Origin of the sequence: Pseudomonas oryzagri (assembly GCF_020831405.1) — a bacterium.
Lineage (GTDB): Bacteria > Pseudomonadota > Gammaproteobacteria > Pseudomonadales > Pseudomonadaceae > Geopseudomonas > Geopseudomonas oryzagri.
Genome location: NZ_JAJHPU010000019.1, coordinates 242247 through 267104, shown reverse-complemented (window position 1 = coordinate 267104; position 24858 = coordinate 242247). Strand labels below are relative to the sequence as shown.

The window sequence follows — 24858 nt, the reverse complement described above, 5'->3', positions numbered from 1 at the left end:
CGGCAGTTGGATGTAGCCAGGAGGGAGGAACGATGCGATGCACACGCACAAATTCCTGCGCAAGCTATCTCGAAGCCTGCTCAGTGCGGCTCTGGTAGCCGGAATCGCGACGACGGCGGGAGTGTTCGCCGTGGATGGCAACCCTCCGGGGTTGTTCGAACTCGATGGCAATACGGTGGATGATGGCGCCACCCCCGGCGATGACTGGGACTCCATCTTCCTGGGCACCAACGTAGGCACCCCGGCCGCCTCGACCGGCATCCTGGCCGACCCGGCGCCGCTCTCCATCTTCATCGGCGGCGGCTCCAAGGACGTCAACGACGTCAGCGAGTGGCGCCACACCGACGGCAGTGTGCCGGACAAGGACGACATCACCAACGCCTACGCCGCCGGCTACATCAACCCCACCGACGTCAGCTACAACGGCGAGGTGGTCCACCACGCCGGTGACCTCATCATCTACTTCGGTCTCGATCGTTTCGCCAACAACGGCGACGCCTTCGCCGGCTTCTGGTTCTTCCAGAGCGACGTGGGACTGAACGAGGACGGCACCTTCAGCGGCGAGCACACCGCGCGCGACGGCGATCAGCGCGGCGACCTGCTGGTTCTGGTGGAATATCCCCAGGGCGCCAATGCCCAGCCGGAGATCAAGGTCTACGAGTGGGATCCGGCGGACGCCGATAACGACAACGTGGCCGACAACCTGGACGAGATCTTCAGCTCGACCAACGCCAAGTGCGACGGCGCCGGCAACAAGCTGGCCTGCGCCATCACCAACGTCGACAACCTCACCAATGCCCCGGCCTGGGACTACACGCCCAAGCGCGGCCCGGCATCCGACCTGCCCAAGGAGAGCTTCTTCGAAGGCGGCATCAACGTGACCCAGCTGCTTGGCGGGGCCACTCCGTGCTTCAGCAGCTTCCTGGCTGAAACCCGCTCGTCGCGTTCGGAAACCGCACAGCTGAAGGACCTCGTGCTGGGCAACTTCGACCTGTGCGCCGTCGCCGTGACCAAGACCTGCAGTGCTGCAGTCAGCACCGAGGACGGCGGCAACAGCGTGGTGGTCAACTTCAGCGGCGAGGTCACCAACAGCGGCGGTCTGGCGATGGACAACGTCACCGTGACCGACGACAACGGCACCCCGGACGATGCCACCGACGACCAGGTGGTCTTCGGCCCGGTCACCCTGCAACCCGGCGAAACCCAGCCCTACAGCGGCAGCTACACCACCACGACCATCCCGGCCACCGACCAGGTAACCGCCACGGGTAGCCGCGGCAGCGCCACCGTCGAAGCCAAGGCCGATGCGAGCTGCGCACCGGAGGTCACTCCGGCGATCGCGGTCGACAAGGTCTGCACCGCGACACTCAGGCAGGACGGCTCGGGCGTCGATGTGGCGTTCAGCGGCAACGTGACCAACACCGGCAATGTGGCTCTGGAAAACGTCACCGTGGTCGACGACAACGGCACGGCGGATCCCGGGGACGATGTGACGGTGTTCGGCCCGACCACCCTCAACGTCGGAGAGGTCAAGCCCTATAGCGGTAGTTTCGGGGTTACCGGCAGTGCCAGCTCCACCGACCATGTGGTGGCCAGCGGTAGCGATGTGCTGACCGATACTCCGGTGAGCGCCAATGCCGAGGCCAGCTGCGCGGCGGACACCAATCCGGTGATCACGGTCACCAAGCAGTGCACCGCTGCGGTCAACGGTAGTGGCGATGGTATCGACGTGAGCTTCAACGGCAGCGTGAGGAACGACGGCAACGTGATCCTCAACAACGTCACCGTCATTGACGATCACGGCACCCCGGGCGACCCCAGCGATGATGTGACGCTGATCAGCAATGCGACGCTGCCGGTGGGCGGTTCGCTGCCCTTCGAGGGCACGTTCGCCAGCAGCACCCCGAGCTCGACCGATGTGGTGACGGCAACCGCCAACGATTCGCTGGCCGGTACTGCCGTGTCGGATACCGAGACGGCTACCTGCGCCGCCGACGTGGCTCCGGCCATCCTGGTCACCAAGCAGTGCACCGCTGCCGTCAATGGCGCGGGTACGGCCATCGACGTGCTGTTCAACGGTACGGTGACCAACACCGGCAACGTGGATCTGGTGAACGTCTCGGTGGTGGACGACAACGGTACGCCGGCGGACACCAGTGACGACGTCACGGTGCTCAGCGGTGCCACCCTGCAGGTCGGGGAGTCGCTGCCGTTCAACGGTAGCTTCACCAGCGGCAGTCCCAACTCGACCGACGTGGTAACGGCAACCGGCCAGGATGTGGTGACCGCCCAGCCCGTGTCGGACACCGAGACGGCCAGCTGCGCCGCTGACGTGGCTCCGGGCATCGCGGTGACCAAGCAGTGCGTCGATGCCACGGCCTTCGACCAGCCGATCCTGTTCAACGGTACGGTGACCAACACCGGCAACGTCGCCCTGCTGGGCGTGACGGTGGTGGACGACAACGGCACTCCGGGGGATACCTCGGATGACGTGACCTTCCCGATCGGCGATCTGGCTCCGCAGGCTTCGGCCAACTACAACGGCAGCTACAGCCCGGGTACCGGCACCTTCACCAACACCGTGCTGGCCAGCGGCGCCGATGCCATCGTAAGTGGCGCGTTCACGGCCACCGCCAGCGCCACCTGCGTGGTTCCGCCGCCGCCGACCGGTGCTTGCACTCCCGGCTTCTGGAAGAACAGCGTCGGTAGCTGGGTAGGCTACAGCCCGAGCCAGACCGTGGATTCGGTGTTCAGCCTGCCGAGTGGCTCGATCAGCAGCGAGCTGAGTGGCGATACCCTGCTGGAGGCCCTCGACTATCCTGGCGGCGGCGACCTGGTCGGTGCTGCGCGGATTCTCCTGCGTGCCGCCGTGGCCTCGCTGCTCAACGCCAGCCACCCGGATGTGGACTTCCCGCTGACCGAGTCGGAAATCGTCTCGCAGGTCAATGCCGCACTGGCCAGCGGGGACCGGGGCACCATCCTGACCCTGGCCTCGCAGCTGGATAACGCCAACAACGCTGGGGATTGCCCGCTGCCGAACGACAACTCGCAGCCGTAACCAGCGAAGCGCCTGGCGTCAGGGACGACGCCAGGTCCCGCAGACAAAGCAAAAGCGCAGGGCAATGCCCTGCGCTTTTTTTTGCTCCGGCGGCGACTCGCTTAGCGAGCGCTGCCCTTGCCGGCGCTGCTCAGGCTGATGCTCACCGTGGCGCTGGCGCTGTTGGTGCCGTCGCTGATGGTGTAGCTGAACTGGTCGGTGGACTTCAGCGCCTTGGACGGGGTGTAGCGCAGGGTGCCGTCGCTGTTGCGGCTGACGCTGCCCTTGCCGCCCTGGGTGAAGGACACCACGCTCAGCTTGGCGCCTTCCGGATCGCTGTCGTTGGCCAGCACCGGCACGTTGACCGCGGTGAGGCTGCTCAGCGCCGCGCTGTCGTTCACCGCCTTGGGCGGCAGGTTGGTCGCGGTAGCCGGGTTGTCCACCACGAAGCTGGCGCTGCCGCTGGCGGTCAGGGCGTTGGCCGCGGCACTGGCGCCGACGGTGTAGAAGCCGTCGACGGCGGTGCTTGGCGAGGTGACCCGCAGGGTGGTGCTGCCGCTGGCGCCGGGCGCCAGGCTCAGGCTGGTACCGCCCAGGCTCGCGGTCCAGCCGCTGGGCTTGCTGGCGGCGAGGCTGAAGGCGCTGCTGGCGCAACCGCTGCTGTCCTTGTTGGTCACCGTGACCGTGTAGGTGTAGCTGCTGCCGGCGGTCAGCCAGGTGCTCTGGCCGGGGCTGAGGCTGACCGTCGGGGCGCTGCGGGTGCAGGTCTGGCCGCTGCCGGAGGCGGCGCCGAGATCGACGGTGACCATCGCCTGGCTGGAGTCGGTCGACTGGGTGGTGATGCTGATGCCGCTGCTGGCGAAGTTGCGCCCGCCGGTCAGGGCGGCGTCCTTCATGTCGACGAAGTCGCTGCCGGCGGTCATGTCCAGCAGGTAGCCGCTGTTGCCGTTGCTCGGGCTGGCCTGGCGCACGGTGACGCCGTTGAACATGTTGGCCGGGTCGACCACGCCGCGGTCGGTGATCTTCGCATCGAAGCCGGTCGGCTGGCGGTACTCGACGTAGTAGTAGCTGGCCGCGCCGCTGGAGTCGGTGCCATTGGCGATCTTCAGCAGCTTGGCACCGGTGGTGGCGGCGCTGTTGGGCTTGAGGGAGAAGGTGCCGCTGCTGGCGACGTTGATGACGTTGCCGCTGGCCAGCCAGCCCAGGCGCTCCTTGTTGAAGCCGTTGAAGTGGCCGACGGTGCCGGTGTAACCCATGATGTCGACGGTATCGCCGTAGTCCTGGTTGGTGCAGGTGCTGCCCAGGGTGGTGCTGCCGCAGTCGCGGGAGTGGGCGTGATACAGGCCGAGGTTGTGGCCCATTTCATGGCCGATGGTGCGCAGCGTCATGCTGTTGTGGATCCAGGCGCTGGACGGGAAGGCGCCGACCTGGCCCATGCCGCTGTAACCGCAGGCGCTGTTCTGCGGGAAGATGTACAGGAAGCGGTCGTAGTTGCTGAGCACGAAGCCGCCGGCCTGGGCGGCCGACTTGGCGGCGTTCTCGATGGCGAAGCCGTCGCACGAGCTGCTGCTGACGGGGATGGTGTACCAGCCGGCGACGTTACCGGTCAGCCAGGTCTGCTGGCTGGAGTTTTCCTTGAAGAAGTCGCTGACGCTGCCGAAGACCGTGCTGTTGACTTCGCTGGCGGTCCACGGTTTGACGGTCGGCGCATCCTGGAAGTTGACCAGGATCGCCAGGGTGCGCTGGGCGCCCTTGGTGTTGGGCAGGTCGGCGAGGATGGGGGCGGCGGTGGTGGTGCCGCCATCGGCCAGCAGCAGGCCGTTGTCGTCGTCGGTGAGGGCGATGTCGCCCTGGATGCCGCTATTGTCGCCGCTGCGCTCGAGCATCCAGCCCTGGGCACGCACCTTGAGGCCGCTGCGCCATTCGCGGCGCGCTTCGGCGAAGTGCAGCTCGAAGCGTTCGCCGAAGCTGGTCTTCAGGGTGTGACGCAGCTTCTGCGTGCCGTCCTCGTAGTCCTCGTAGAACACTTCCAGCTCGCCTTCCAGATCCAGGCGCTGCTCCAGACGGGCGATCACCTCCGGGGGCATGTCGTTCTGCTTGTCTTCCGGAATGGCCACGCGCAGCACTTCGGCCGGCTTGGTGCGGATCAGCTCCTGGAGCTGGCTGCGGCGCTGCTCGACCGCGCCGCTCAGCTGCGACTGCAGCTCGGCACGCTGGTTGGCGTCGGCATTCTTCCAGCGCTTGGTCAGGCCCACCAGCGTCTCGGTACTGCTGCTGGCGGAGGCGTCGACCGCCGTCTGCGCGGCGGAGTCGGAGGGGGTGTCGTCGGCCAGCACCACACTGGGGGCGAGGCTGCCGAAGAGGGCCGCGAGGGCCAGGGACGGTACGAAACGGGGCGGGAAACTGCGCACGAATCTCTCCTGAAACACGCGCAGAAAGATTCCCGGTGCGACAGTCCCCGAGGAGTCGACTCCTTGAACATCAGCGATGCCGAGGAGGCCGGAGGGTACTGCCGGGCACGGAGGGGCGAAGGGCTTTCTGCGCGTCGGTGTCGGTAAATCGGGTCGCTGTGCTTACCCGGTTAAAGCCCTCGTGGCCGCGCGGCTGTAACGCCGGCGAGTGGCCTCGCAACCTCCCTGTTCGCTGCATGTGCAACGGGGAATTTCCTGTAACAAGCCGCATGCACTCTCTGTCCAGTTTTTGGTACATGCGTTAAGGCGGCGGAATCTAGCACGTGAGTTGTGCGTTTTTTATACAAAGCAGATATAAGTAGTAGGGTTTTTGGTTAAAAAATGATCTGAAACTTATCGAGAGGAGCGCGCAAAGCTACGGACCAGAGCGGACCTCTGACAGGCGGTCGCGCGGTGGTGAAAGCGACCACTCATCGCATTTCGGGGGAGAAAGGGGCGGGAAGAGAGGCAGGGGTCAAGACTGTGAGGAGGGTTCGTCGGCTTCGTCCCACAGACGGATCGGGGGCTGACAGGTAGGGTGAATATGGCCTTGGCGGCGCAATTTGCGATGCTGGTGGTACCAGACCACGAAGGGTGCCTCGCTGAACAACGGGAAGCCGCTCGGGGTGGGCTCGAGCCCGAAGGGAGGAGGGCGGTTTCCGCTGTCCACGGGGGACATCGGGCGAAGCAGGTCTGGCTCGAACATGGCTGCTATCTCTCCTGTTCGAATGGAATAGCAGCAAGTCTCGCGCCAACGAACTATGAACTTGATAAAGAAGGAATTTTATTCAGGGGTGAGCCGCCGAGGAGGGCCGAGTGTTCCATCACCCTTACACAATCCTCAACGGATGCCATATTTGTCCATCATGCGATACAGGGTCACCCGCGATACCCCCAGCAATTTGGCGGCGCTGGAGACGTTGTTCATGCAGTGACCGAGACAGCTGCGCACCGCCATCTCCTCGGCATGCGCGCGGGCTTCCTCCAGTGGTATCGGGGCTTCCAGCGCATCGGCGTCGGTCAGGCCGAGGTCCTTGGGGGTGATCATGCGGTTCTCGCTCATCACCAGGGCGCGGCGGATGCAGTTGATCAGTTCGCGAACATTGCCCGGCCAGTTGTAATGCAGCATGGCCGCCACCGCCTGGCGGGTGAAGCCGCGGCTGCTGTTGCCGTACTCCTTGCCGAACTTGTGCAGGAAGTAGCGGGCCAGCAGCTCGACGTCGGCGCCGCGGTCGGTCAGGCGCGGCACGCTCAGGGTGAGCACGTTGAGCCGGTAATACAGGTCCTCGCGGAAGCGTCCTTCGGTCACCGCCTGCTCGAGGTTGACGTGGGTGGCGGCGATGACCCGGGCGTTGACGGTGATGCTCTGGGTGCCGCCGAGCCGCTCGATGGTTTTCTGCTCGAGAAAGCGCAGCAGGTAGACCTGCATCTGCTGGGGCAGGTCGCCGATCTCGTCGAGGAAGATGGTGCCGTTCTGCGCCGCCTCGACACGGCCGATCTTGCGCTTGTAGGCGCCGGTGAAGGAGCCCTTTTCGTAGCCGAACAGCTCGGCGTGGATCAGGGTTTCCGGCAGCGCGCCGCAGTTCACCGCGATGAACGGGCCGTCGCTGTGTTCCGAGCGTTGGTGGATGGCACGGGCGATCAACTCCTTGCCGACGCCGGTTTCGCCGCGGATCAGCACCGGGGCCTCGACCCCCGCCACCCGACGGATCTGCTCGAAGATGGCCAGGAACTGCTTGCTGGCGCCGACCATCTGGAACTCCTCGACCGGCATCAGGCTGACGCGCTCCAGATCGCGCAGGCGCGACATGCCGTCGAGATGGCCGAGGGCGTAGCGCAGGTGGCTGATGTTGTCGCCCAGCGGCAGCGAGAAATAGTCGTAGAAATGTTCGTAGATGAGCTGGCGGAACTCCTGCCGCTCCAACTCGCCCGGCCGCACCAGGGCGACCCAGGCGAGATGCTCGCTGGCACCGAGCAGCGACTCGATGCGCTCGTAGCGCTCATCCATGCTGCCACTGAGCAGGGCGACGCCGACCCGGTACGGATGGGTCTTGAGCATCGCCTGGGCGTCGTCTACGGAAGTGGCGCGGTCGAAGGCCCAATCGTTCAGCTCCAATGCGTCGGGGAGCTGTTCGCTGGGATCGAGGTCTAATAGCAAGGCACGACGTGGGGCGTCGGCGGTAGGGCGAGTGATAGCAGACATATTAAAAACCTGAAGACATGGTTTTACTGCTTCTCCATACCGTTATTGCGCCTTATTGCGTCTTGTAAAATTTTAGAACAGCATCACAGAAATAGCTGTTCGTCCGACGAAAGGAGTGGCAAGAAGCCATTACATCCGCTGCTGGATGTATGGCGGTGGAAACTGCTGTCCCGACTTCTATAGTCATTGAAGGTTGCGAGGCTTGATGACTATGTACAAAAAATACTTTGGCCTGTCGGAACTGCCGTTCACCATCGCGCCCGATCCCCGCTATCTCTACCTGAGCGCCGAACATCGCGAGGCTCTTGCCAGCCTGCTCTACGGAATCAACTGCAATGGCGGCTTCGTACTGCTGACGGGGGACGTCGGCACGGGCAAGACCACGGTGTGCCGTTGCCTGCTGGAGCAGATTCCGGATTCCGCGGATATCGCCTTCATCCTCAACCCCAAGTACAGCATCAGCGAATTGCTGGAAGCGATCTGCGACGAGCTGAAAATCCGTTACACGCGCAGCGAAACCCGGATCAAGGGATATATCGACGCGCTGAACGATCACCTGCTCGACAGCCATGCCGATGGCATCAATACCGTGCTGATCATTGACGAGGCGCAGAACCTCAGCCTCGACGCGCTGGAGCAGATCCGCCTGCTCACCAACCTGGAAACCAGCAGCGAGAAGTTGCTGCAGATCGTCCTGATCGGCCAGCCCGAATTGCTGGAGAAACTGTCCACTCCAGAGCTGCGCCAGCTCAACCAGCGGATCACCGCCCGCTATCACCTGCACGCCCTCGACCCGGCGGAGCTGCGCGAGTACGTCAGTCACCGCCTGGCCGTCAGCGGCTGCGAAGCCCCGCTGTTCACCCCCGGCGCGCTGCGCACGCTGCATCGGCTGACCGGCGGCGTGCCGCGCATGGTCAATATCATCTGCGATCGAGCCCTGCTCGGTGCCTACGTGGAGCGCCGGCGCGTGGTGGACAGCGGCGTGCTGCGCCGCGCGGCCGCCGAGGTACTCGGTCGCGGCGGCGCGTTCGCAGGGCGGCTCGCCTGGCTGCGCCGGTGGATGCTGTGGCCGGCGGCGGCCACGCTGCTGCTGATGCTGGGCTGGTGGCTGCCGGGCATGGCCGGCGACGGCGGCTGGCTGCGCCGGCAGGGCGACCTGGCGAACACGGCCGCTGCGGCCGGCGCGTCGGCGCCGACGACTCCCGCTGGCGAGTCAGCCCCGCCTGCGGCGAGCGCGGGCGCAGCGCCGCTGCTCGGCATGCCGGCGTCCCCGGCGGTGGAGTCGGTTGCGCCGGCGCCGGGCGCGCAACCCCTGGCGCCGGAAGGCGAGGTCGAGCCGCTGGACGACGAGTCCCAGGCGAGCCGGACGGGAGGTGGGACGGCGGTCGGGGCCGCGCCTGCGGTGTCCTCGCCCGGCGAGTGGCAGTGGCCGGCCGGCACCGATCTGATGGCCACCGAGGTGCTGGCCTACCGTGCGCTGTTCCGCAGCTGGGGGCTGCAATACGACCCCAAGGTGGCGCCGCGGCCGTGCAGCTTCGCCCGCGCGCACCAGCTGTCCTGCCTGCCGCAGCCGGGTAGCCTCGACGATCTGCTGCAGTACAACCTGCCGGCGGTGGTCGACCTGTTCAATGCCCGCGGCCAGGGCTTCCAGGCCGCGCTGCTCGGCATCGACCGCGACAAGGGGCTGGCGCGCCTGGAGATCGCCGGCGAACAGCGCTGGGTGGGGCTGAACGAGCTGCGCAACTGGATGCGCGGTGCGCGCCTGCTGCTCTGGCGCATGCCGCCCGGCTACCACGCGCCATTGCGGCCGGAGGGCCACGGGCCGCTGGTGCCCTGGCTGGAGAACAACCTGGCGCGCCTGCAGGGCAAGCCGATGCCCGCCGCCACCCGCCAGCGCTACGACGAGCCCCTGCAGTTGGAGGTGCTCGCCTTCCAGCACCAGAACAGCCTGCAGACCGACGGCGTGGTCGGCCCGCAGACCATCATCCAGCTGAGCGCCCTGACCGAGTCGGGGATTCCGCTGCTGAGCAGTGCGGCCGGGGAGTGAGCCCATGTCCTACATCCTCGACGCCCTCAAGCATTCCCAGGACAGCCGCAGCCGCGGCGCGATTCCCGGCCTGGGCAGCCAGGCGGCCGCCGTCCGCCCGGGGCCGAGCCGCCGCGAGCAGATCTGGCGGCTGGTGGCGCTGGCGACCCTCGTCCTGCTGCTGGCGGTGCTGGCCGTGATGGCTTGGCAGCGCTGGCTGGGAGCGGCTCCCGCTGCCGAGCGGGCCACTCCGCCAGTTGCCGCCCAGCCGGCGGGCGCACCGGCGCGCGTCGCGCAGGCGCCTGCGGCCGGCGCCCCGGTTGCCGGCACAGCGCCGGCCGCCACGCCGGTGCCGGGCGAGCCGTCGGCAGCGCCCGGCGAGTCCCGGGCGCCCGGGCTGGAGGCGTTGAAGGAGCTGGCCGGGGTACGGGTCGACGTCGACGAGCCGCAGCCTGCGCCAGCGCCCAAGTCCGGCGCCGCGGCCGGTCCGCCGCCGATCGTGCAGAAGCTCGAACTGCCGGTGGAGCGTCCGCCGCTGGCGGCGCCGGCCGCCAAGCCGCAGCCGCTGGTGCCGGCGATGCCCCGCGGCGAGGCGTCGTCCGCGCCGGGGCCGCAGTCCGCCGAATACGGCGATGTCGAACACTGGAAGGAATTGCCGGCGCCGATCCAGCGCCAGCTGCGTGAAACACCGTTCAACGTGCACATCTACAGCAGCGATCCGAAGCTGCGCTTCGTCAAGAGCGGCGGGCGTACCTTGCGCGAGGGCGATGCGATCAACGAGGAACTGCGCGTGCTGCACATCACCCGCGATGGGGTGATCGTCGGCTACAAGGGTGGGAAGTACTGGATGCGCCTGAGCTGACCCGCTGCACGCTCCGCAGGGGCAACGCCGCGAAGCGGAGCTGCCGCAGGGCAGGGCGCGTCGAGCGGCTTCGACGCCTGCGCCGGTGCTCCCCGCGGCCGATCAGGCGGACGGTTTCACATCCATTTCCAGCATGGGCCGAATGATCTTGAGTGCCGCTGGAAAATCCAGCCCCTCCATGGCGGCGTCCAGCACGGCAAAGCCTTCGCTGCCCAGCTCGGCCTGCAAGGAAGTGCGCAGGCGGTCGTAGAGCTGGCAGGCGTCCAGGTTCTGTTGCTGGAGCAGGGTGTGAAGCTGGGCCAGGCGTTCGGCATCGCAATCCGCCGCTGGGCACTCCCGCGGCGCCGCATTCCCTTGGCTGGCGAGCCATTGCTCGGCAGCCGAGAGCATCGATTGCAGGTCCTGCTCGGCAAGCGGCAGCAAGGCAGCGACCCGGACGCCGTCGTTTTCGCCGATCGCCTGTTCGATGTGCAGAGCGGTCGCCGCAAAACGCTTCGCGCCCAATGATCCCAGGGAGCCGCGCAGGGTATGCAGCAGCGTTGCCGCCTCGCGTTGGCGCCCTTCCTGCCATGCGCGGCGCGCGTCGGACAGCGGGGAAAGGCCATTGGCCACGACCCTTCTGACGAACGCCAGCAGCGAGTCGAGATAGGCATGGTCGTCCTTGCCGAGGGCCAGCAGGGGACCGACGTCGAAGGCGGTCGCGGGCTCGGGCGAGGGCGCCGGGCCCGCCAGCGCAGGCGCGGGAGTGGCGACGGGGCTTGCCGGCACGCTCGCCGCCAGGTGCTGCTGGATGGTCGCCAGCATCCGCTCGCCGTCGATGGGTTTGGCGATGAAACCGTTCATCCCGGCCGCGACGCACTGCTCGCGCTCGTAGGTCAATACGCCTGCGGAAATGGCCAGTACCGGCACGTCCAGGTGCAGCTCCTCGCGGATGGCGCGGGTGGCGGCGAAGCCGTCCATCATCGGCATGTGCACGTCCATGAGCACCAGCTGATAGCCCCGCGGATCGGCACGCAGGCGCTCGACGGCCTGTTGGCCATTGTCGGCGACTTCGACGGTCGCGCCGGCGTGCTCCAGCATTCCCTTGGCGACGAACTGATTCAGCGGGTTGTCTTCGACCAGCAGCAGGCGCACGCCGTCCAGGGCCTTGCGTGCGACGGGACTTGCGCTGGCGATGGGCTCGGCGCTCTTCGCCGCGCTGCGGCTCGCCTGCGCCTCGTGCAGGGCATCGAACAGGCTGGAGCTGGTGACGGGCTTGACCAGTACCGCGTCGATGTCGGTTGCCGCGTTTTCCTGCATCAGCCTGCGCTGGTCGTAGGCACTGACCATGATGATGGCGGGCGCGACCCGCGTCGGCAGCAGTGCGCGAATCGCCTGCAGGGTGGCCAGGCCATTCATCCCGGGCATCTGCCAATCGGCGATCACCACGTCGTAGAACGCGTCGCCCAGGGCCAGCGTACGTACCCGCTCCAGCGCCTGCTCGCCGGAGGCCACGCCATCGACCTGCCAGGCCCAGCTGGTGATGGCCTTGCACAGGTAATCGCGGCTGGTCGGATTGTCGTCGACCACCAGGATGCGCAGATCCCCCAGACTGCTCCGCGAGCGCGGGTTCGTCTCGGTAGCGGAGCTGGCCTGCAGCGTCAGCGGCAGGACGACCCGGAACTCGCTGCCGGTGCCGACGGTGCTGTCGACGCTGATGGTGCCCCCCATCAGCGAAACCAGGCGCTTCGAGATCGCCAGCCCCAGCCCGGTCCCGCCGAAGCGACTGGCGATGGAGCTGTCGGCCTGGGTGAAGGGGGCGAACAGGCGCGCCCGTTGCTCGGCCGTCATGCCGATGCCGGTATCGCGCACCCGGAAGCAGAGACGGGCCACGCCGCCCGCGGAGCCCATTCGCTGCACCAGCACGTCGACCTCGCCGCGCTCGGTGAACTTGATGGCGTTGCCCACCAGGTTGACCAGCACCTGTTGCAGACGCTGCGCGTCACCGACGAGCGCGGGCGGCACGTCGGGCTCGACGCCGATCACCAGCTCCAGGTCCTTGTGGGCGGCGTTGACCGACATGACGGGGGCCAGGGCGCTGAGCACGTCGTCCAGGCGGAAGGGCGCGGTCATGATCGTCAATTGCCCGGCCTCGAGCTTGGAGAAGTCCAGCACGTCATTGAGGATGACCAGCAGCGACTCGCCGGCGCCGCGCAGCATCTGCAGGTACTTGCGCTGGTCCGCGCTCAGCGGCGTGCCGATCAGCAGTTGCGTGATGCCCAGCACCGCGTTCATGGGTGTGCGGATCTCGTGGCTCATGCTGGCGACGAACTCGCTCTTGGCGCGACTGGCATCCTCGGCCCGCTCCATGGCCTGGCGCAGCTTCTGCGCAGCCTCCTTCTCATGGCTGATGTCCTTGGCGATGCTCAGGAAGCCGACGATCTCGTCGACGGAATTGCGTACGGCGGTGATCGTGAGCTGCACGGGAAGTCGCGAACCGCCCTTGCGCACATAGGTCCACTCGCGCGTTTCGGCCTGGCCTTCGCGGGCCAGGGCGACCAGCGCGTCGAAGCCGCCGATCGGGGTGGCCAGCAGCCGGCTCAACTCGGCGCCGCGCGCTTGCAGTTCCTCGCGCAGGTGAATCGCCGTCGGCTGCAACGTATCGACCACGTCGCCGCTCCGATAGCCGAGCATCCGCTCCGCGCCGGTGTTGAAGATCTTGATGGTGCCGTCGATATCGGTGGCGATGATCGCGAACTCGCTGGCCGCATTCACCAGGGTGCCGAAGCGGATTTCCGATTCGGTGAACGCCACGGTCATCTGCTCGGCGAGCACCCTGGCGTCTTCGCGCAGGGTGGTCAGGTTGCGCACCACGAAGAACAACAGCAGGCTGATGAGCGAGCCGCCGACCAGCACGACGATGGCTTTCTGCCGATCTATCGACGCTTCGAAGGCCGGCAGCGTGGTGAACGTGAGTGTCCACTGGTGGCCGGCGAGCGTGATGGTGGAGCGGTGGGTGAGCGGGTTGGGATATTCGGCCTGTTGCTCGGCCGACAGCTCGCCGCGGGAGTACATCAGGGTCGCGGCGCCGGTCTCGTCGCCATCGAAGATCTGCAAGGCGATTTCCGCAGGCCGGGTGCCCAGCGTACCGGCCATGAAGTCGTTCAGGCGGATGGCGCTGAACACGAAGCCATCCAGCGCCGCGCCGCGTTCGGCCAGCGTCGAGATGGGCATGCCGGTGCGGTAGACCGGCAGGTACAGCAGCGCCCCGGCCTGCACGTCGTCGTCGGTTTCCTGCACCAGCCTGACCTTGCCGGATAGGGCGGCCCGGCCCGAGTCCCTCGCCTGGACCATCGCCGCGCGCCGCACCGGTTCGGTCAGCATGTCGTAACCGAAGGCACGCAGGTTGCGTCCGCTGAACGGCTCGATGAACAGGATCGGGGTGTATTCCTGACGCTCGCCCGCGGGCCAGACCCGGAAGTCGGCGAAGCCCTCGGCGCGTGCGCGCTCTTCCAGCGCGGCCTTGTGTTCCGGGGAAAAGTGCTTGGCGTAACCGACACCCTGAATGCCGGGGTAGGTCTGGGCGATGTCCTGGGTCAGCACGAAATGCCGCCATTCGTCGCGCTCGACCGCCTGGGAGGCGTGGAACAGCGCCAGGGCGCTGCGCAGCACCTGCTCATAGGTTTTCAGGCGCTCGTCGATGCGCTGCTGGATGTCGCGCGTCAGGAACTCGAAGCGTTCCTCGGCCTGCGCCTGGGTTCCCGAGGCCACGAAATGCCAGGCCAACACGGTCAGGCCGAGGCTGGCGAGCAGCGCTATCCACTGCGGGCACACCTGGCGAAACGGCACCGCGATGCGGGGTCCGCGCAGGGTTCGCGCGCGCTCGGCGAGGTCGGTCGCCAGCACCAGCCCCGCGATGCTGACCAGTGCGATGAAGATTTCCAGGGTCAGCAGGGACTCGTTCAGCGTGCCGGTCGCGAAGGGCCCATAACCCTGGGTGGTGCTCCAGACGGCGCTGCCGGTCACCAGCATCTGCGCCGCGGTGACGCCGCGCAGCCCGTAGCGATAGGCCGTCCAGGCGATAGCCGGCACCAGCAGAAACACCAGTGCGCGCAGGCCGTCATCGGCCAGCCGCTGACCGAACAGGGCCAGCAGCACGAGCGCGAGCAGCAGGATGGCCAGCGCGATTTCGAGCACCGAGCGCCGGGGCCGGGGATGGCCGACGGCAACCGCCCAGCTGAACAGCAGCGGCGTCAGCATCACGATGCCGGCGGTATCGCCCAGCCACCAGGTGGTGAAGACGACCGTGTACGCGGCGGGCGGCGCGATGCCGCCGAGGATCAGGCTGCTGGTGCCGATACCGGCGCTGACGGTGCACATCAGCAGGGTGACCAGGACGAAGCGGGCCGCCGCCAGGGGCGTCGAGAGGAAGTGTTCGGACTTCACCCAGCGCCGCAACAGGTAAAAGCCGACCACGGCTTCGAGCGTATTACCGATGGCGATGGCCAGCGACACCATGACCGAGGTGCTGCCGGCGGCGACATGGTTCGCGGCGAATACCGCGAAGTTGGCGGCGAAGGCGCCCAGGGCAATCCCGGGCCAGGCGCGATAACCGAGCAGGATCAGGGCGGCGAAGGCGATGCCCGACGGCGGCCAGACCGGCGATGCATTGGTATCGGCGAACGCCAGCAGGAGCCCGAGTCGGGCCGCCGCATAGTAGATGACGGCCAGGGCCAGGAGGGTGGCCACCCATTGCACGCGGGTGGTCGGACGCAGCACGCACGGGCGCATGGGAAAAACTCCTCCTGCTCGGCCACTCAGGGCCAGGTGGTGGCGAAGGCGCGGTTGCGGCCAGCGGACTTGGCCTGGTACAGCGCCTGGTCCGCCGCGGTGAGCAGCTGCTGCACGGAGCAATGGACGGACGGCACCACCGAGACCAGGCCGACGCTGATGGTCACCGTCGGCGCCGTTGCCGAAAAGTCGTGGGCGATGGTCAGATCCCTGACCAGATCGCAGAGCCAGTCGCCGTATTTGGCGGCGCTCGGCGCGTCGGTATGCGGCAGGACGACGACGAACTCCTCGCCGCCATAGCGCGCGACCAGCTCCGCCGGCCGGCGGGCGATGGTGCTGATGGCGCTGGCCACGCGCTGCAGGCAGACATCGCCCTGGGGGTGGCCGTAGTGGTCGTTGTAGGCCTTGAAGTGGTCGACGTCGATGAGGGCCAGCGTCAGCGGCAGCTGCTGCCGGCGGTGCCGCTCGAACTCCCGGGCCAGCACCTCGTCCAGATAGCGCCGGTTGAACAGCCCGGTCAGGCCGTCGCGGTTGGCGAGCTGGCGCATGATCGCCGTTTGCTGTTGCAGGCGCAGGTGGGTCTGCACGCGCGCGCGCACCACCGGGGGGTTGAACGGCTTGCTGATGAAGTCGACCGCACCGGCCTCCAGCGCCTTGATCTCGCACTCCATGCCGGTGTGCGCGGTGACGATGATGACGGCGCAGTCCTTGGTGGCGGGATCGGTCTTGAGCGCGCTACAGACCTCGTAGCCGTTCATGCCGGTCATTTCCACGTCCAGCAGGATCAGCGCCGGCTGTTGCCGCTGCGCCAGCTGGATGCCCATCTCGCCGTTGATGGCGAACAGGATCTGGCCTTGATCCTTGAGCATGCTGCTCAGCAGGCGAATGGTATCGGCGTTGTCGTCGATGATGAGGATCAGGTCGGGGGTGGCATCGGAGGCAGGCATTGAGACATCCCTATCGTAATAACATCGGCCGTTACGGCCACCGTCCAACTGTAGCGAATCGCGGCTGAGCCTAGCGTTCTGGTGACGGTCGGCTTCGATGCCGAGCCGTCGCCGCAGCGGTGTGCGTACTGCCGATACGCTGGCGCCAGGCGCGGCAGCCAACGCAAGCACCGGCAGGTGCCGAGTCCAATGTATCTGTCCGCGGCAGTGTCCGCCAGGAATACGCCCGAATCCTGGCGCCAATCGGCATGGCGAAGGGGTACTTCGGGTCCGGCGGCTTGGGTGGGTATGCCTACCGGTGTCGGGAGAGCGGCCTGCGGGCAGATCCTCTCCGGCGTGGCAGAGGACCAGCAGGTCTGGCCGGCCCAAACGCAACGCGCCGGTCGGGGCCGGCGCGTCGGGGGGAGTTGTCCGGTGGACGGGGCCGCCGGGGGAGGGTGCTCAGTCGCCGCGGTATTCGCAGCCGCTGGTGCAGGTCTCGTGCACGCGTACCCGCGACAGCTCCGGCAGCGCCGGCTTGAGCTGCTGCCAGATCCACATGGCCAGGTTCTCGCTGGTCGGGTTCTCCAGGCCGGGGATGTCGTTCAGGTAGTAGTGATCCAGACGGTCGTAGATCGGCTTGAAGATTTCCTTGATCTCGCCGAAGTCGCGGATCCAGCCGGTATAGGGATCGACTTCGCCCTCGATGTAGATCGCCACGCGGAACGAATGGCCATGCAGGCGGCCGCACTTGTGCCCCTGCGGCACATGGGGCAGGAGATGGGCGGCTTCGAAGGTGAATTCTTTAAAGAGTTCCACGGGTGACACTCACGACTCGGGCTGAAAAACCGCCATAGTCTACCAGCTTTGCCCCGCGGCCGGGCACGGCCCCCTGGCAGGCCGGGACAGGCGCATAAGGCCCAGCTCCCCCGGCCGTCCCCTCCTGCGGGGACGAATTCATTCGCTCTTGCGAGGCATTATGGCGTGTGAATTCGCCCCTGCAGCGGCTGATCCGTTCCTGCGATTGGCCTGCCTTGCCGTTTCCGGGATCAGTGATGCACATGCTCCTTGCCGTCGGCATGCACGTGGACCTTCTTCTCCCCGGTAGCAGGCGGCATTGCGCCCGCTGCCTGCTCGGGCTCATGCGCGTGGCCGCCGTCGTGGTGCGACGCCGGCGGGGCAGGCGTGGGGTCCGCGGTACCGGGGTGGTCGTGCTGCTGGCTGTGGTCGTGCATCCGGCTTTCCCCGCCGCCGTGCGAGTGACCGTCGCTGGCGGCGACCAGGGCGCGGTACTGGGCGGCGTCCAGTTTCGGCAGCTGCTGCAGGAAGGCGACCATCTCCCAGATGTGCTGGTCGCCCATGCTCTTGCCCCAGGCCGGCATGCCGGTGGCCTTGATGCCGTGCTTGATGATCCAGAACGCGGTGGACGGACTGCCGTTGGCGCCGATTTGCGCCAGATTGGGCGGCGCCGGGTAGAGGTTCTGGCTCAGCTCGGTGGGTTCGATGCCCGGCGCCAGGTGGCAGCCGATGCACATCGAGTGGTAGTTGCCGGCGCCGCGGCGGATCAACTCGGCGTCGTTGAGGTCGGGGACCGGGATGTCGCGGGCGCGCACCGCGATCGAGCGTTCGCGCGTCGCGCGCAACAGGGCGTGGACACTCTCCAGGTGCGGATCGTCGGCGCCGACGTTGATCAGGCCCGACCAGATGACGCCGGCGCCGATCACGCCTGCGACAAGGCCGGCCAGCGTCAGGGTGGTTATCGTTCTTTTCATGGCCTGTCTCAGAACCAGAAGCGGACACCGGCCACCAGCCGCGCCTCTTCGACGTCTTCGCCCTCGTCGCGCAGCAGGTCGGCGGTGTTGCCGTAGGCGCGCGTCCAGTTCACGCCGATATAGGGAGCGAATTCGCGGCGGATCTCGTAGCGCAGGCGCAGGCCCAGCTGGGCATCGCTGAACCCCGAGCCGACGCCGCGTTCCTCGTCGTTGCGACCATACAGGTTCAGCTCGGCGACGGGCTGCAGGATCAGCCGGTTGGTGAGCAGGATGTCGTACTCGGCATTGAGGCGCGCCGCGCTCTGTCCGCCTTCGCCGAGGAAGGCGGTGGCCTCGGTCTCCAGGCCGTACAGCGGCATACCCTGCACGCCGAAGGCGGCCCAGGTCTGCGGCGAACCGGGCTTGAAGTCCTGGCGCACGCCGGCCACGGTTTCCCACCAGGGGCTGATGGCGTGGCTCCACAGCAGCTGCAGTTCGGCTTCCTCGGTATGGCCGTCGAGGCGCTCGCCCTCGGAGCGGAAGGCCAGGCGGTCGATGTTGCCGCCGATCCAGCCGCTCAGGTCCCAGCTCAGCGCGCTGCCGTCGTCGGCATCCTGCCATTCCAGACGGTCGGCGAGGAACAGGTACTGGGTGCCGCCCCGGTGCATGGCGTGCGGCGGCAGGTCGGGGAAGGCGGCGGCGCGGTCGGCGTCGGTCAGCGGCGGCACCGGCGCATCCGGGGAGCCGGCGGGGTGGTGGCCCTGGTGATCCGCCGGCGGAGCCGTCTGCGGCTGGGCCTGCATGTCCATGTGCTGCCGATGCATCTGCATCATCTGCTCGTGGCTCATGCTGCCATGGTCCATCTGGCCGTCCTGCATCTGCTGCATATGCTGCTGGTGCATCTGCATCATCTGCTCGTGGCTCATGCCGCCATGGTCCATCTGGCCGTCCCGCATCTGCTGCATATGCTGCTGGTGCATCTGCATCATCCGCTCGTGGCTCATGTCGCCATGATCCATCTGGCCGTGGTCCATCATCGGCATTTCCGGGCTCGCCGCGGCCGGGGCCGGGGCGCCTGCCGCGGGTTGCCGGTGGTGCGCGCCGTGCTCGTCGGCCGCAGCCGGCTCGGGGGCCTGGGCGGCCTCCCGATGCCCGGCATGGCTCGAGTGATCCTCCGGCGTCGCCGCCTGGGCGGCGGCGATCATGCCCAGGCTCAGGGCCAGGGCGCAGAAGTGCTTAGTAGCGGTTGTCATTGTGTCCTTTGCCTTTTCCCGGGGCGGGCGGGATGCTGCCGTGGTTCATCCGGCCGCTGCCCATGTTGCCGTGGTCCATCTGGCCCTGGTTGCGATTCATCTGCTGCATGGCCCGGTCGCGATCGGAGTTGTAGTGGGCGGTGCCGCTCTCGGAGCGCTGCGCGTCGCCCCGCTGGCCGTGATTCATCATGTCGCCATGCTGCATTCTCGGTTCGGCGCGGTCGTTGCCCTTGTCCTTGGCCAGTGCTTGCGGCAGTTGCAGGGTGGCGAACAGGCCGAGGGCGAGGGTGCTGGCGATCAGGGACTTGCGCTTGAACTGGATGGTCATGGGGTCTTTCCTCATTCGTCGACGATGACCTCGCGGAACATGCCGAGGTCCATGTGGTACATCAGGTGGCAGTGGTAGGCCCAGCGGCCGAGGGCGTCGGCGGTGACGCGGTAGCTGCGGCGCGAGCCGGGCGGGATGTCGAGGGTGTGCTTGCGAACCTTGAAGTCGCCTCGCTCGTCCTCGAGGTCGCTCCACATGCCGTGAAGATGGATCGGGTGATGCATCATCGTGTCATTGACCAGCACGATGCGCAGTCGTTCACCGTACTTGAAACGCAGCGGCTCGGCGTTGGCGAACTCCACACCGTTGATCGACCAGGAGTAGCGTTCCATGTGGCCGGTCAGGTGCAGCTCGACGGTGCGGCCCGGTTCGCGGCCGTCCGGATCGGCGAAGCGGCTGCGCAGGTCGGCGTAGGTCAGCACGCGGCGCCCATTGTCGCGCAGGCCGATGCCGGGGTCGTCGAGCTTGGCGCTGGGCATCATGGTCTGCATGTCGACCAGCGGGTTGCCGGCTTCGCTGGCCGGATGACTCGGCATCGCCGTGTCGCGGCCCTGCTGCCCGGCCGAGTGATCCATGCCGGCGTGCTCCGCCGTCGCCGGCGGCACGCTGCCCGCGTGGTTCATGCCCGCCATCTGGCTGTGATCCATCGCGCTCATCTGGCCATGGTCCATGCCGGCCATGGCGGAGTGATCCATGTCCCCGTGGTTCATCGCCGAGTGATCCATGCCTGCGTGGTTCATGGCCGAATGATCCATGCCCGCCATGCCTGCCGCCGCGGCGTCCTGGCCGCCGTGCGCGCTCGCCGCGCCGTGGGCGCCATGATCGCCGTGGCCCATGTCGGCCATGTTCAGCGTCGGCCGCGGATCGGGCTGCGGCACCGGCGCGCTCAGTCCCTCGCGCACGGCCAGGGTGCCGCGGGCGTAGCCGCTGCGGTCCATGGCCTGGGCGAACAGCGTCCAGGCCTGCTGGCTGGCATCCGGGGTGACGATCACGTCGTAGGTTTCCGCCACGGCCAGGCGGATCTCGTCGACCTCCACCGGCTCGACGTACTGGCCGTCGACCGCCACCACGGTGAGCTTGAGTCCGGGGATGCGGAAGTCGAAGTAGGTCATCGCCGAGGCGTTGATCAGGCGCAGGCGCACACGCTCGCCGGGCTGGCACACGCCGGTCCAGTTGCCGTCCGGCGCCTGGCCGTTGAGCAGGTAGGTGTAGGTGGCGCCGGTCACGTCGGCCAGGTCGGTGGGGCTCATGTTCATCTTCGCCCACGCCCAGCGCTCGGCGGCGGTCTCGCTCCAGCCCCGCTCGCCGACGTCGCGGATGAAGTCGCCGACGGTGCGGCGGTGCTGGTTGTAGTAGTCGGCCTGTTTCTTCAGCTTGGCCAGTACTCGCGCCGGGTGCTCGTCGCTCCAGTCGGAGAGCATCACCACGTAGTCGCGCTCGTACTGGAAGGGCTCCGGCTCCAGCGGGTCGATCACCAGCGGGCCGTAGACGCCGAGCTGCTCCTGGTAGCCGGAGTGGCTGTGATACCAGTAGGTGCCGCTCTGCTTCACCTTGAAGCGGTATTCGTACATGCCGTCGGGGGCGATGCCGGCGAAGCTGAAGCCGGGCACGCCGTCCATGTTGGCCGGCAGGAGGATGCCGTGCCAGTGGATCGAGGTGTCCTCCTTCAGGCGGTTGCGCACCCGCAGGGTGACGGTATCGCCCTCGCGCCAGCGCAGCAGCGGCGCCGGCAGGCTGCCGTTGATGGCCATCGCGGTACGTGCGCGCCCGGTGAAGTTGACCGGCAGCTCGTCGATGCTCAGGTCGAACTGGCTGCCGGCCAGCACGGTGGGCTGGCCGGGGCTGGTCAGCGCCCACACCGGCTGGCGCCACAGGCCGAGGCCGGCGAGCACGCCGCCGGCCGCCAGGCCCTTGATGAAGGTTCGTCGTGAAGTCAGAGGTTGCATGCTGTTCCTGCCCCGTCAGTCGAAGGCGCCCCTGCGGGGCACCCAACGCGGCCCCTGGGGGCGGCGTTCCTTGGCTATGGCCGTCACCATAGCGAAAGCGAGCTGTCGGGAAGCTGAGACGCAGATTACAGTTTTGTCAGCTTGGACGGGGCAGAGGTCAGAACTGCAAGCGCACGCCGGCGACCAGGCTGGTTTCGCTGACGTCCTCGTCCTCCTCGCGCAGCAGGTCGGCGGTGTTGCCGTAGGCGCGCGTCCAGTTCACGCCGAGGTAGGGAGCGAACTGCTGGCAGACCTCGTAGCGCAGCAGCAGGGCCAGTTCGGCCTCGCCGAGGCCCGAGCCGACGCCACGCTCCTCGTCGTCCTGGCCGTACAGGTTGACCTCGGCCAGCGGCTGCAGGACCAGGCGGTCGGTCAGCTCGATGTCGTATTCGGCCGACAGGCGCGCGGCGCTCTGCCCGGCTTCGCCGAGAAAGGCGGTGAACTCGGTCTCCAGGTCGTCCAGCGGCTCGCCCTGCACGCCCAGGGCGGCCCAGGTCTGCGGCTCGCCGGGCTTGAAGTCCTGGCGCGCACCGGCCACGGTCGACCAGCGGGGCGCGATGGCATGGCTCCACAGCGCCTGCAGTTCGGCTTCCTCGGTGTGGCCGTCGACCCGCTCGCCTTCGGATCTGAGCTCGAAGCGGTCGACTTCACCGCCGATCCAGCCGTTCAGGTCCCAGTGCAGCGCGTTGCCCTCGTCGGCATCCTGCCATTCCAGGCGTTCGGCGAGGAATTCGTAATCGAGACCGTCTTGCGGGGTGGTTTGGGCGAGCGCCTGGGGCAGTTGCAGGGCGGCGAGCAGGCCGACGGCCAGGCCGGTGGCGCCCAGGGAGGGGCGCTGGAGGCGGGTGGTCATGGTGGATCTCCTTGTCATTCTTGTGCGGTCTTCCCGGAACATGGCGAGGCCCCCGCTGCAGCGGCCGGCGGCAGTGATGCGGCAGCGGCGCCCGGCATGGCGACGCTGCGCTGGCGTTGCCGGTGGGCCCGCGAGGCGGTCCGGCCTGGCAGCTGGCCGGGGCAGGGCGCACGTTCGGGCTCCATGGCCAGCGAGGGGCGATTCCGGTTAGGTGCGGGCCGGCCCGTCCGGGGGCGGCATGATCGTATGCCGGCGGGGCGGCGGCTACGCTACCTGGGAACCGGTCGGCTCGTTCTTGGGAAGCAGGCGGCGACCGGGTCGGATGGCCGAGCCGGCGGGGTCGGCCGGTTTTGCCGCAGCGCCCCTCTGCAACGGCCTTTCCAGCCTGGCGCGGGGGCAAAATGCCGAACAGATCGAGCTAACGCCCTCGACGGCTTGACCCGTCCGCGGAAAATCCACACCCTCGCAGCAGAAGGCAGTCGATTTCAAAGGACGGAAGCCCATGCTGAACATTCCCGAACACCTGCGCCAGGCCAATATCGTGCTGCTCGAGGCGCCCGGGAGCGAGCTGAACCTCCTGGTGGGGGCGCTCGATGCCGCCGGCCTGAAGAACGTCCGGGTGTTCAGCGAAACCGCCCAGGGCCTGCCGTGGCTGCTGGAGAATCCCTGGGACCTGCTGCTGCTCGACTTCGACCTGGCGCGGCCCGGCGGCTTCGAGATCCTCAGCCTGCTGCGCAAGTATCTGCCGGAGAGCCAGCCGATCATCGCGCTGTCCAGTCGTCACGATGTCGACACCCGGCGGCGCGCGCTCGACCTGGGCGTCAGCGATTACCTGTGCAAGCCGGTCGACCATCTGGAGCTGCTGCTGCGCGTGCGCAACCACCTCGGCCTGTGGCGCACCCGCATCGAGCTGGACAGGGAGCGCCGCCTGCTCGAGAAGCGCGTCGAGGAGCGCACGCGGGAAGTGCAGCGCACCACGGAAATGGTCATCCGCTGCCTGGTGCGGGTCGCCGAGTACCGCGACAACCAGAACGGCCACCACATGATCCGTATCGGCGAGACCGCCGCGCTGCTGGCCCGTGCCTACGGTTGCCCGCCGCCGTGGGTCAACCAGCTGCGCCAGGCGGCGACCATGCACGATGTCGGCATGGTCGGCATTCCCGACCGCATTCTGCTCAAGCCCGGCCCGCTGGACGATGAGGAAACCCAGGTCATGCAGCGGCATACCGAGCTGGGCTACCAGTTCCTCAGCGACGTGTCTGGCAACGCGCTGCTGCAGCTGGGCGCGGAGATCGCCCGCTACCACCACGAGCGTTGGGACGGCAGCGGCTATCCCCACGGCCTCAAGGGCGACGCCATCCCCCTCTCGGCGCGCATGGTCGCGCTCTGCGACGTCTACGATGCCCTGCGCGCCGAGCGTCCGTTCAAGCCGGCGTGGACGCCCAAGGAGGCGCAGCTGTACATCCGCGAGCAGTCCGGCCGGCAGTTCGATCCCGAGCTGGTCGCGTTGATGGACCGGCGCATGTTCGAGGGCTTCGAGAACCTGCGCATGCTGTGGGGCGACTGACCGGCAGGTCTGGCGAGTCTCAGGGCGCCTTCGGCAGCGCGCGCTTGTGCGCAGTGTTCGCCCAGGTGCGCTGGATGATCTCCGCCGCGCGCTCCGACACCGGCTGGCCGTGCAGGAAGGCGTCGATCTCGGCGTAGCTGACGCCGTGGGCCTCCTCGTCGGGACGGCCGGGGCGCAGCTCCTCGAGGTCGGCGGTCGGCACCTTGTGCACCAGCTGGTGCGGGGCGCCGAGGCGAGCGGCGAGGGCGCGCACCTGGCCCTTGACCAGCCCGGTCAGCGGCGCCAGGTCGCAGGCGCCGTCGCCGAACTTGGTGAAGAAGCCCATCACCGCCTCGGCGGCGTGGTCGGTGCCGATCACCAGGCCGAAGCGCGCGTTGGCGATGGCGTACTGGGCGACCATGCGCACCCGCGCCTTGACGTTGCCGACCACGAAGTCGCGCAGGCCGGGGGTGAGCGGGTCGAGCGCGGCGACCTGGTCGACCAGCCCGCGCACCGCGTCGCCGATGTTCACCGTCTGCTCCTCGTCGGCGGCCACGAAGCGCATGGCCGCCTGGGCGTCGGCCTCGTCGTGCTGGTTGTCGTGCGGCAGGCGCACGGCGATGAAGCGGTAGCCGGCATCGCCGGTTTCCGCGCGCAGCTCCTCGACGGCGAGCTGGGCCAGGCGCCCGGCGGTCGACGAGTCGACCCCGCCGCTGATGCCGAGCACCAGCACCTTGAGGCCGGTCTCGCGCAGGCAATTCTTGATGAAGGTCTTGCGTCGCTCGATTTCCGCCAGCTCGGCGGCGGCATCGGCGAAGGGCGGCACCACGGCGAGGTCTTCGGCGATGCGTTGCTGCAGTTGATTCAT

The 24858-nt window shown here is 67.7% G+C and carries 14 protein-coding genes and 1 pseudogene; 4 read left to right on the top strand and 11 right to left on the bottom strand.

The features are described 5' to 3' along the window. The first annotated feature begins 37 nt into the window (after positions 1-37). Entirely contained in the window at positions 38-3058 is a 3021-nt protein-coding gene (locus tag LMJ29_RS09055; RefSeq protein ID WP_229605195.1) for a DUF7507 domain-containing protein, read from the top strand. Between the two features lie 101 nt (positions 3059-3159). On the opposite strand, the gene LMJ29_RS09050 is transcribed toward LMJ29_RS09055, so the two are convergent. Together LMJ29_RS09050 and LMJ29_RS09045 are read right to left on the bottom strand one after the other, a co-directional pair. Then, positions 3160-5448: an Ig-like domain-containing protein gene (locus LMJ29_RS09050; protein WP_229605194.1), complete on the bottom strand. Its 2289-nt coding sequence runs from the start codon at positions 5446-5448 to the stop codon at positions 3160-3162. A gap of 880 nt (positions 5449-6328) precedes the next feature. Then, a complete protein-coding gene (locus tag LMJ29_RS09045) occupies positions 6329-7690 on the bottom strand; it encodes a sigma-54 dependent transcriptional regulator (RefSeq protein WP_229605193.1) in 1362 nt (453 codons plus the stop codon). A gap of 205 nt (positions 7691-7895) precedes the next feature. Between LMJ29_RS09045 and LMJ29_RS09040 the strand changes: the two genes are divergently transcribed. Together LMJ29_RS09040 and LMJ29_RS09035 are read left to right on the top strand one after the other, a co-directional pair. Further along, positions 7896-9737, top strand: a complete 1842-nt coding sequence (locus LMJ29_RS09040) for an ExeA family protein (RefSeq protein ID WP_229605192.1) — start codon at positions 7896-7898, stop codon at positions 9735-9737. A 4-nt stretch (positions 9738-9741) separates the two neighbouring features. Then, positions 9742-10578 (top strand): general secretion pathway protein GspB, encoded by an 837-nt coding sequence (locus LMJ29_RS09035; RefSeq protein WP_229605191.1) that lies wholly within the window; start codon positions 9742-9744, stop codon positions 10576-10578. 102 nt (positions 10579-10680) lie between these two features. Here LMJ29_RS09035 and LMJ29_RS09030 read toward each other — a convergent pair whose 3' ends face one another. The 8 genes and pseudogenes from LMJ29_RS09030 to LMJ29_RS08995 all read right to left on the bottom strand — a co-directional run bounded on the left by LMJ29_RS09030 (position 10681) and on the right by LMJ29_RS08995 (position 22505). Then, positions 10681-15336 carry a CHASE domain-containing protein gene (locus LMJ29_RS09030; RefSeq protein ID WP_229605190.1) on the bottom strand — a complete coding sequence of 1552 codons (4656 nt, stop codon included), beginning with the start codon at positions 15334-15336 and terminating at the stop codon, positions 10681-10683. Between the two features lie 38 nt (positions 15337-15374). Next, positions 15375-16295, bottom strand: a complete 921-nt coding sequence (locus LMJ29_RS09025) for a GGDEF domain-containing response regulator (RefSeq protein ID WP_229605189.1) — start codon at positions 16293-16295, stop codon at positions 15375-15377. A 441-nt stretch (positions 16296-16736) separates the two neighbouring features. Continuing rightward, entirely contained in the window at positions 16737-17093 is a 357-nt protein-coding gene (gene queD / locus LMJ29_RS09020; protein ID WP_229605188.1) for a 6-carboxytetrahydropterin synthase QueD, read from the bottom strand. Positions 17094-17323: 230 nt separating this feature from the next. Further along, positions 17324-18046, bottom strand: a complete 723-nt coding sequence (locus tag LMJ29_RS09015) for a c-type cytochrome (RefSeq protein WP_229605187.1) — start codon at positions 18044-18046, stop codon at positions 17324-17326. 8 nt (positions 18047-18054) lie between these two features. Then, a complete protein-coding gene (locus LMJ29_RS09010; RefSeq protein WP_377655568.1) occupies positions 18055-19014 on the bottom strand; it encodes a copper resistance protein B in 960 nt (319 codons plus the stop codon). Between the two features lie 247 nt (positions 19015-19261). Beyond that, on the bottom strand, positions 19262-19606 hold the full coding sequence (locus LMJ29_RS09005) for a hypothetical protein (RefSeq protein ID WP_229605186.1): 345 nt from the start codon (positions 19604-19606) through the stop codon (positions 19262-19264). A gap of 11 nt (positions 19607-19617) precedes the next feature. Further along, a complete protein-coding gene (locus LMJ29_RS09000; RefSeq protein ID WP_229605185.1) occupies positions 19618-21552 on the bottom strand; it encodes a copper resistance system multicopper oxidase in 1935 nt (644 codons plus the stop codon). A gap of 157 nt (positions 21553-21709) precedes the next feature. After that, positions 21710-22505: pseudogene (locus LMJ29_RS08995) on the bottom strand (copper resistance protein B). 441 nt (positions 22506-22946) lie between these two features. Here LMJ29_RS08995 and LMJ29_RS08990 point away from each other — a divergent pair. Further along, positions 22947-24011: an HD-GYP domain-containing protein gene (locus LMJ29_RS08990; RefSeq protein WP_229605184.1), complete on the top strand. Its 1065-nt coding sequence runs from the start codon at positions 22947-22949 to the stop codon at positions 24009-24011. Between the two features lie 19 nt (positions 24012-24030). Here the strand turns inward: LMJ29_RS08990 and nadE are convergent, their stop codons facing one another. Then, positions 24031-24858: an ammonia-dependent NAD(+) synthetase gene (gene nadE / locus LMJ29_RS08985; RefSeq protein WP_229605183.1), complete on the bottom strand. Its 828-nt coding sequence runs from the start codon at positions 24856-24858 to the stop codon at positions 24031-24033.

What these genes read in the sequence shown, in the direction of transcription:
- LMJ29_RS09000 (WP_229605185.1), bottom strand. Translation starts at nt 21,552, where the DNA reads ATGCAACCTCTGACTTCACGACGAACCTTCATCAAGGGCCTGGCGGCC.
- LMJ29_RS09015 (WP_229605187.1), bottom strand. Translation starts at nt 18,046, where the DNA reads ATGAAAAGAACGATAACCACCCTGACGCTGGCCGGCCTTGTCGCAGGC.
- LMJ29_RS09035 (WP_229605191.1), top strand. Translation starts at nt 9,742, where the DNA reads ATGTCCTACATCCTCGACGCCCTCAAGCATTCCCAGGACAGCCGCAGC.
- nadE (WP_229605183.1), bottom strand. Translation starts at nt 24,858, where the DNA reads ATGAATCAACTGCAGCAACGCATCGCCGAAGACCTCGCCGTGGTGCCG.
- LMJ29_RS09010 (WP_377655568.1), bottom strand. Translation starts at nt 19,014, where the DNA reads ATGATGCAGATGCACCAGCAGCATATGCAGCAGATGCGGGACGGCCAG.
- LMJ29_RS09025 (WP_229605189.1), bottom strand. Translation starts at nt 16,295, where the DNA reads ATGCCTGCCTCCGATGCCACCCCCGACCTGATCCTCATCATCGACGAC.
- LMJ29_RS09040 (WP_229605192.1), top strand. Translation starts at nt 7,896, where the DNA reads ATGACTATGTACAAAAAATACTTTGGCCTGTCGGAACTGCCGTTCACC.
- LMJ29_RS08990 (WP_229605184.1), top strand. Translation starts at nt 22,947, where the DNA reads ATGCTGAACATTCCCGAACACCTGCGCCAGGCCAATATCGTGCTGCTC.
- LMJ29_RS09045 (WP_229605193.1), bottom strand. Translation starts at nt 7,690, where the DNA reads ATGTCTGCTATCACTCGCCCTACCGCCGACGCCCCACGTCGTGCCTTG.
- LMJ29_RS09055 (WP_229605195.1), top strand. Translation starts at nt 38, where the DNA reads ATGCACACGCACAAATTCCTGCGCAAGCTATCTCGAAGCCTGCTCAGT.
- LMJ29_RS09005 (WP_229605186.1), bottom strand. Translation starts at nt 19,606, where the DNA reads ATGACCATCCAGTTCAAGCGCAAGTCCCTGATCGCCAGCACCCTCGCC.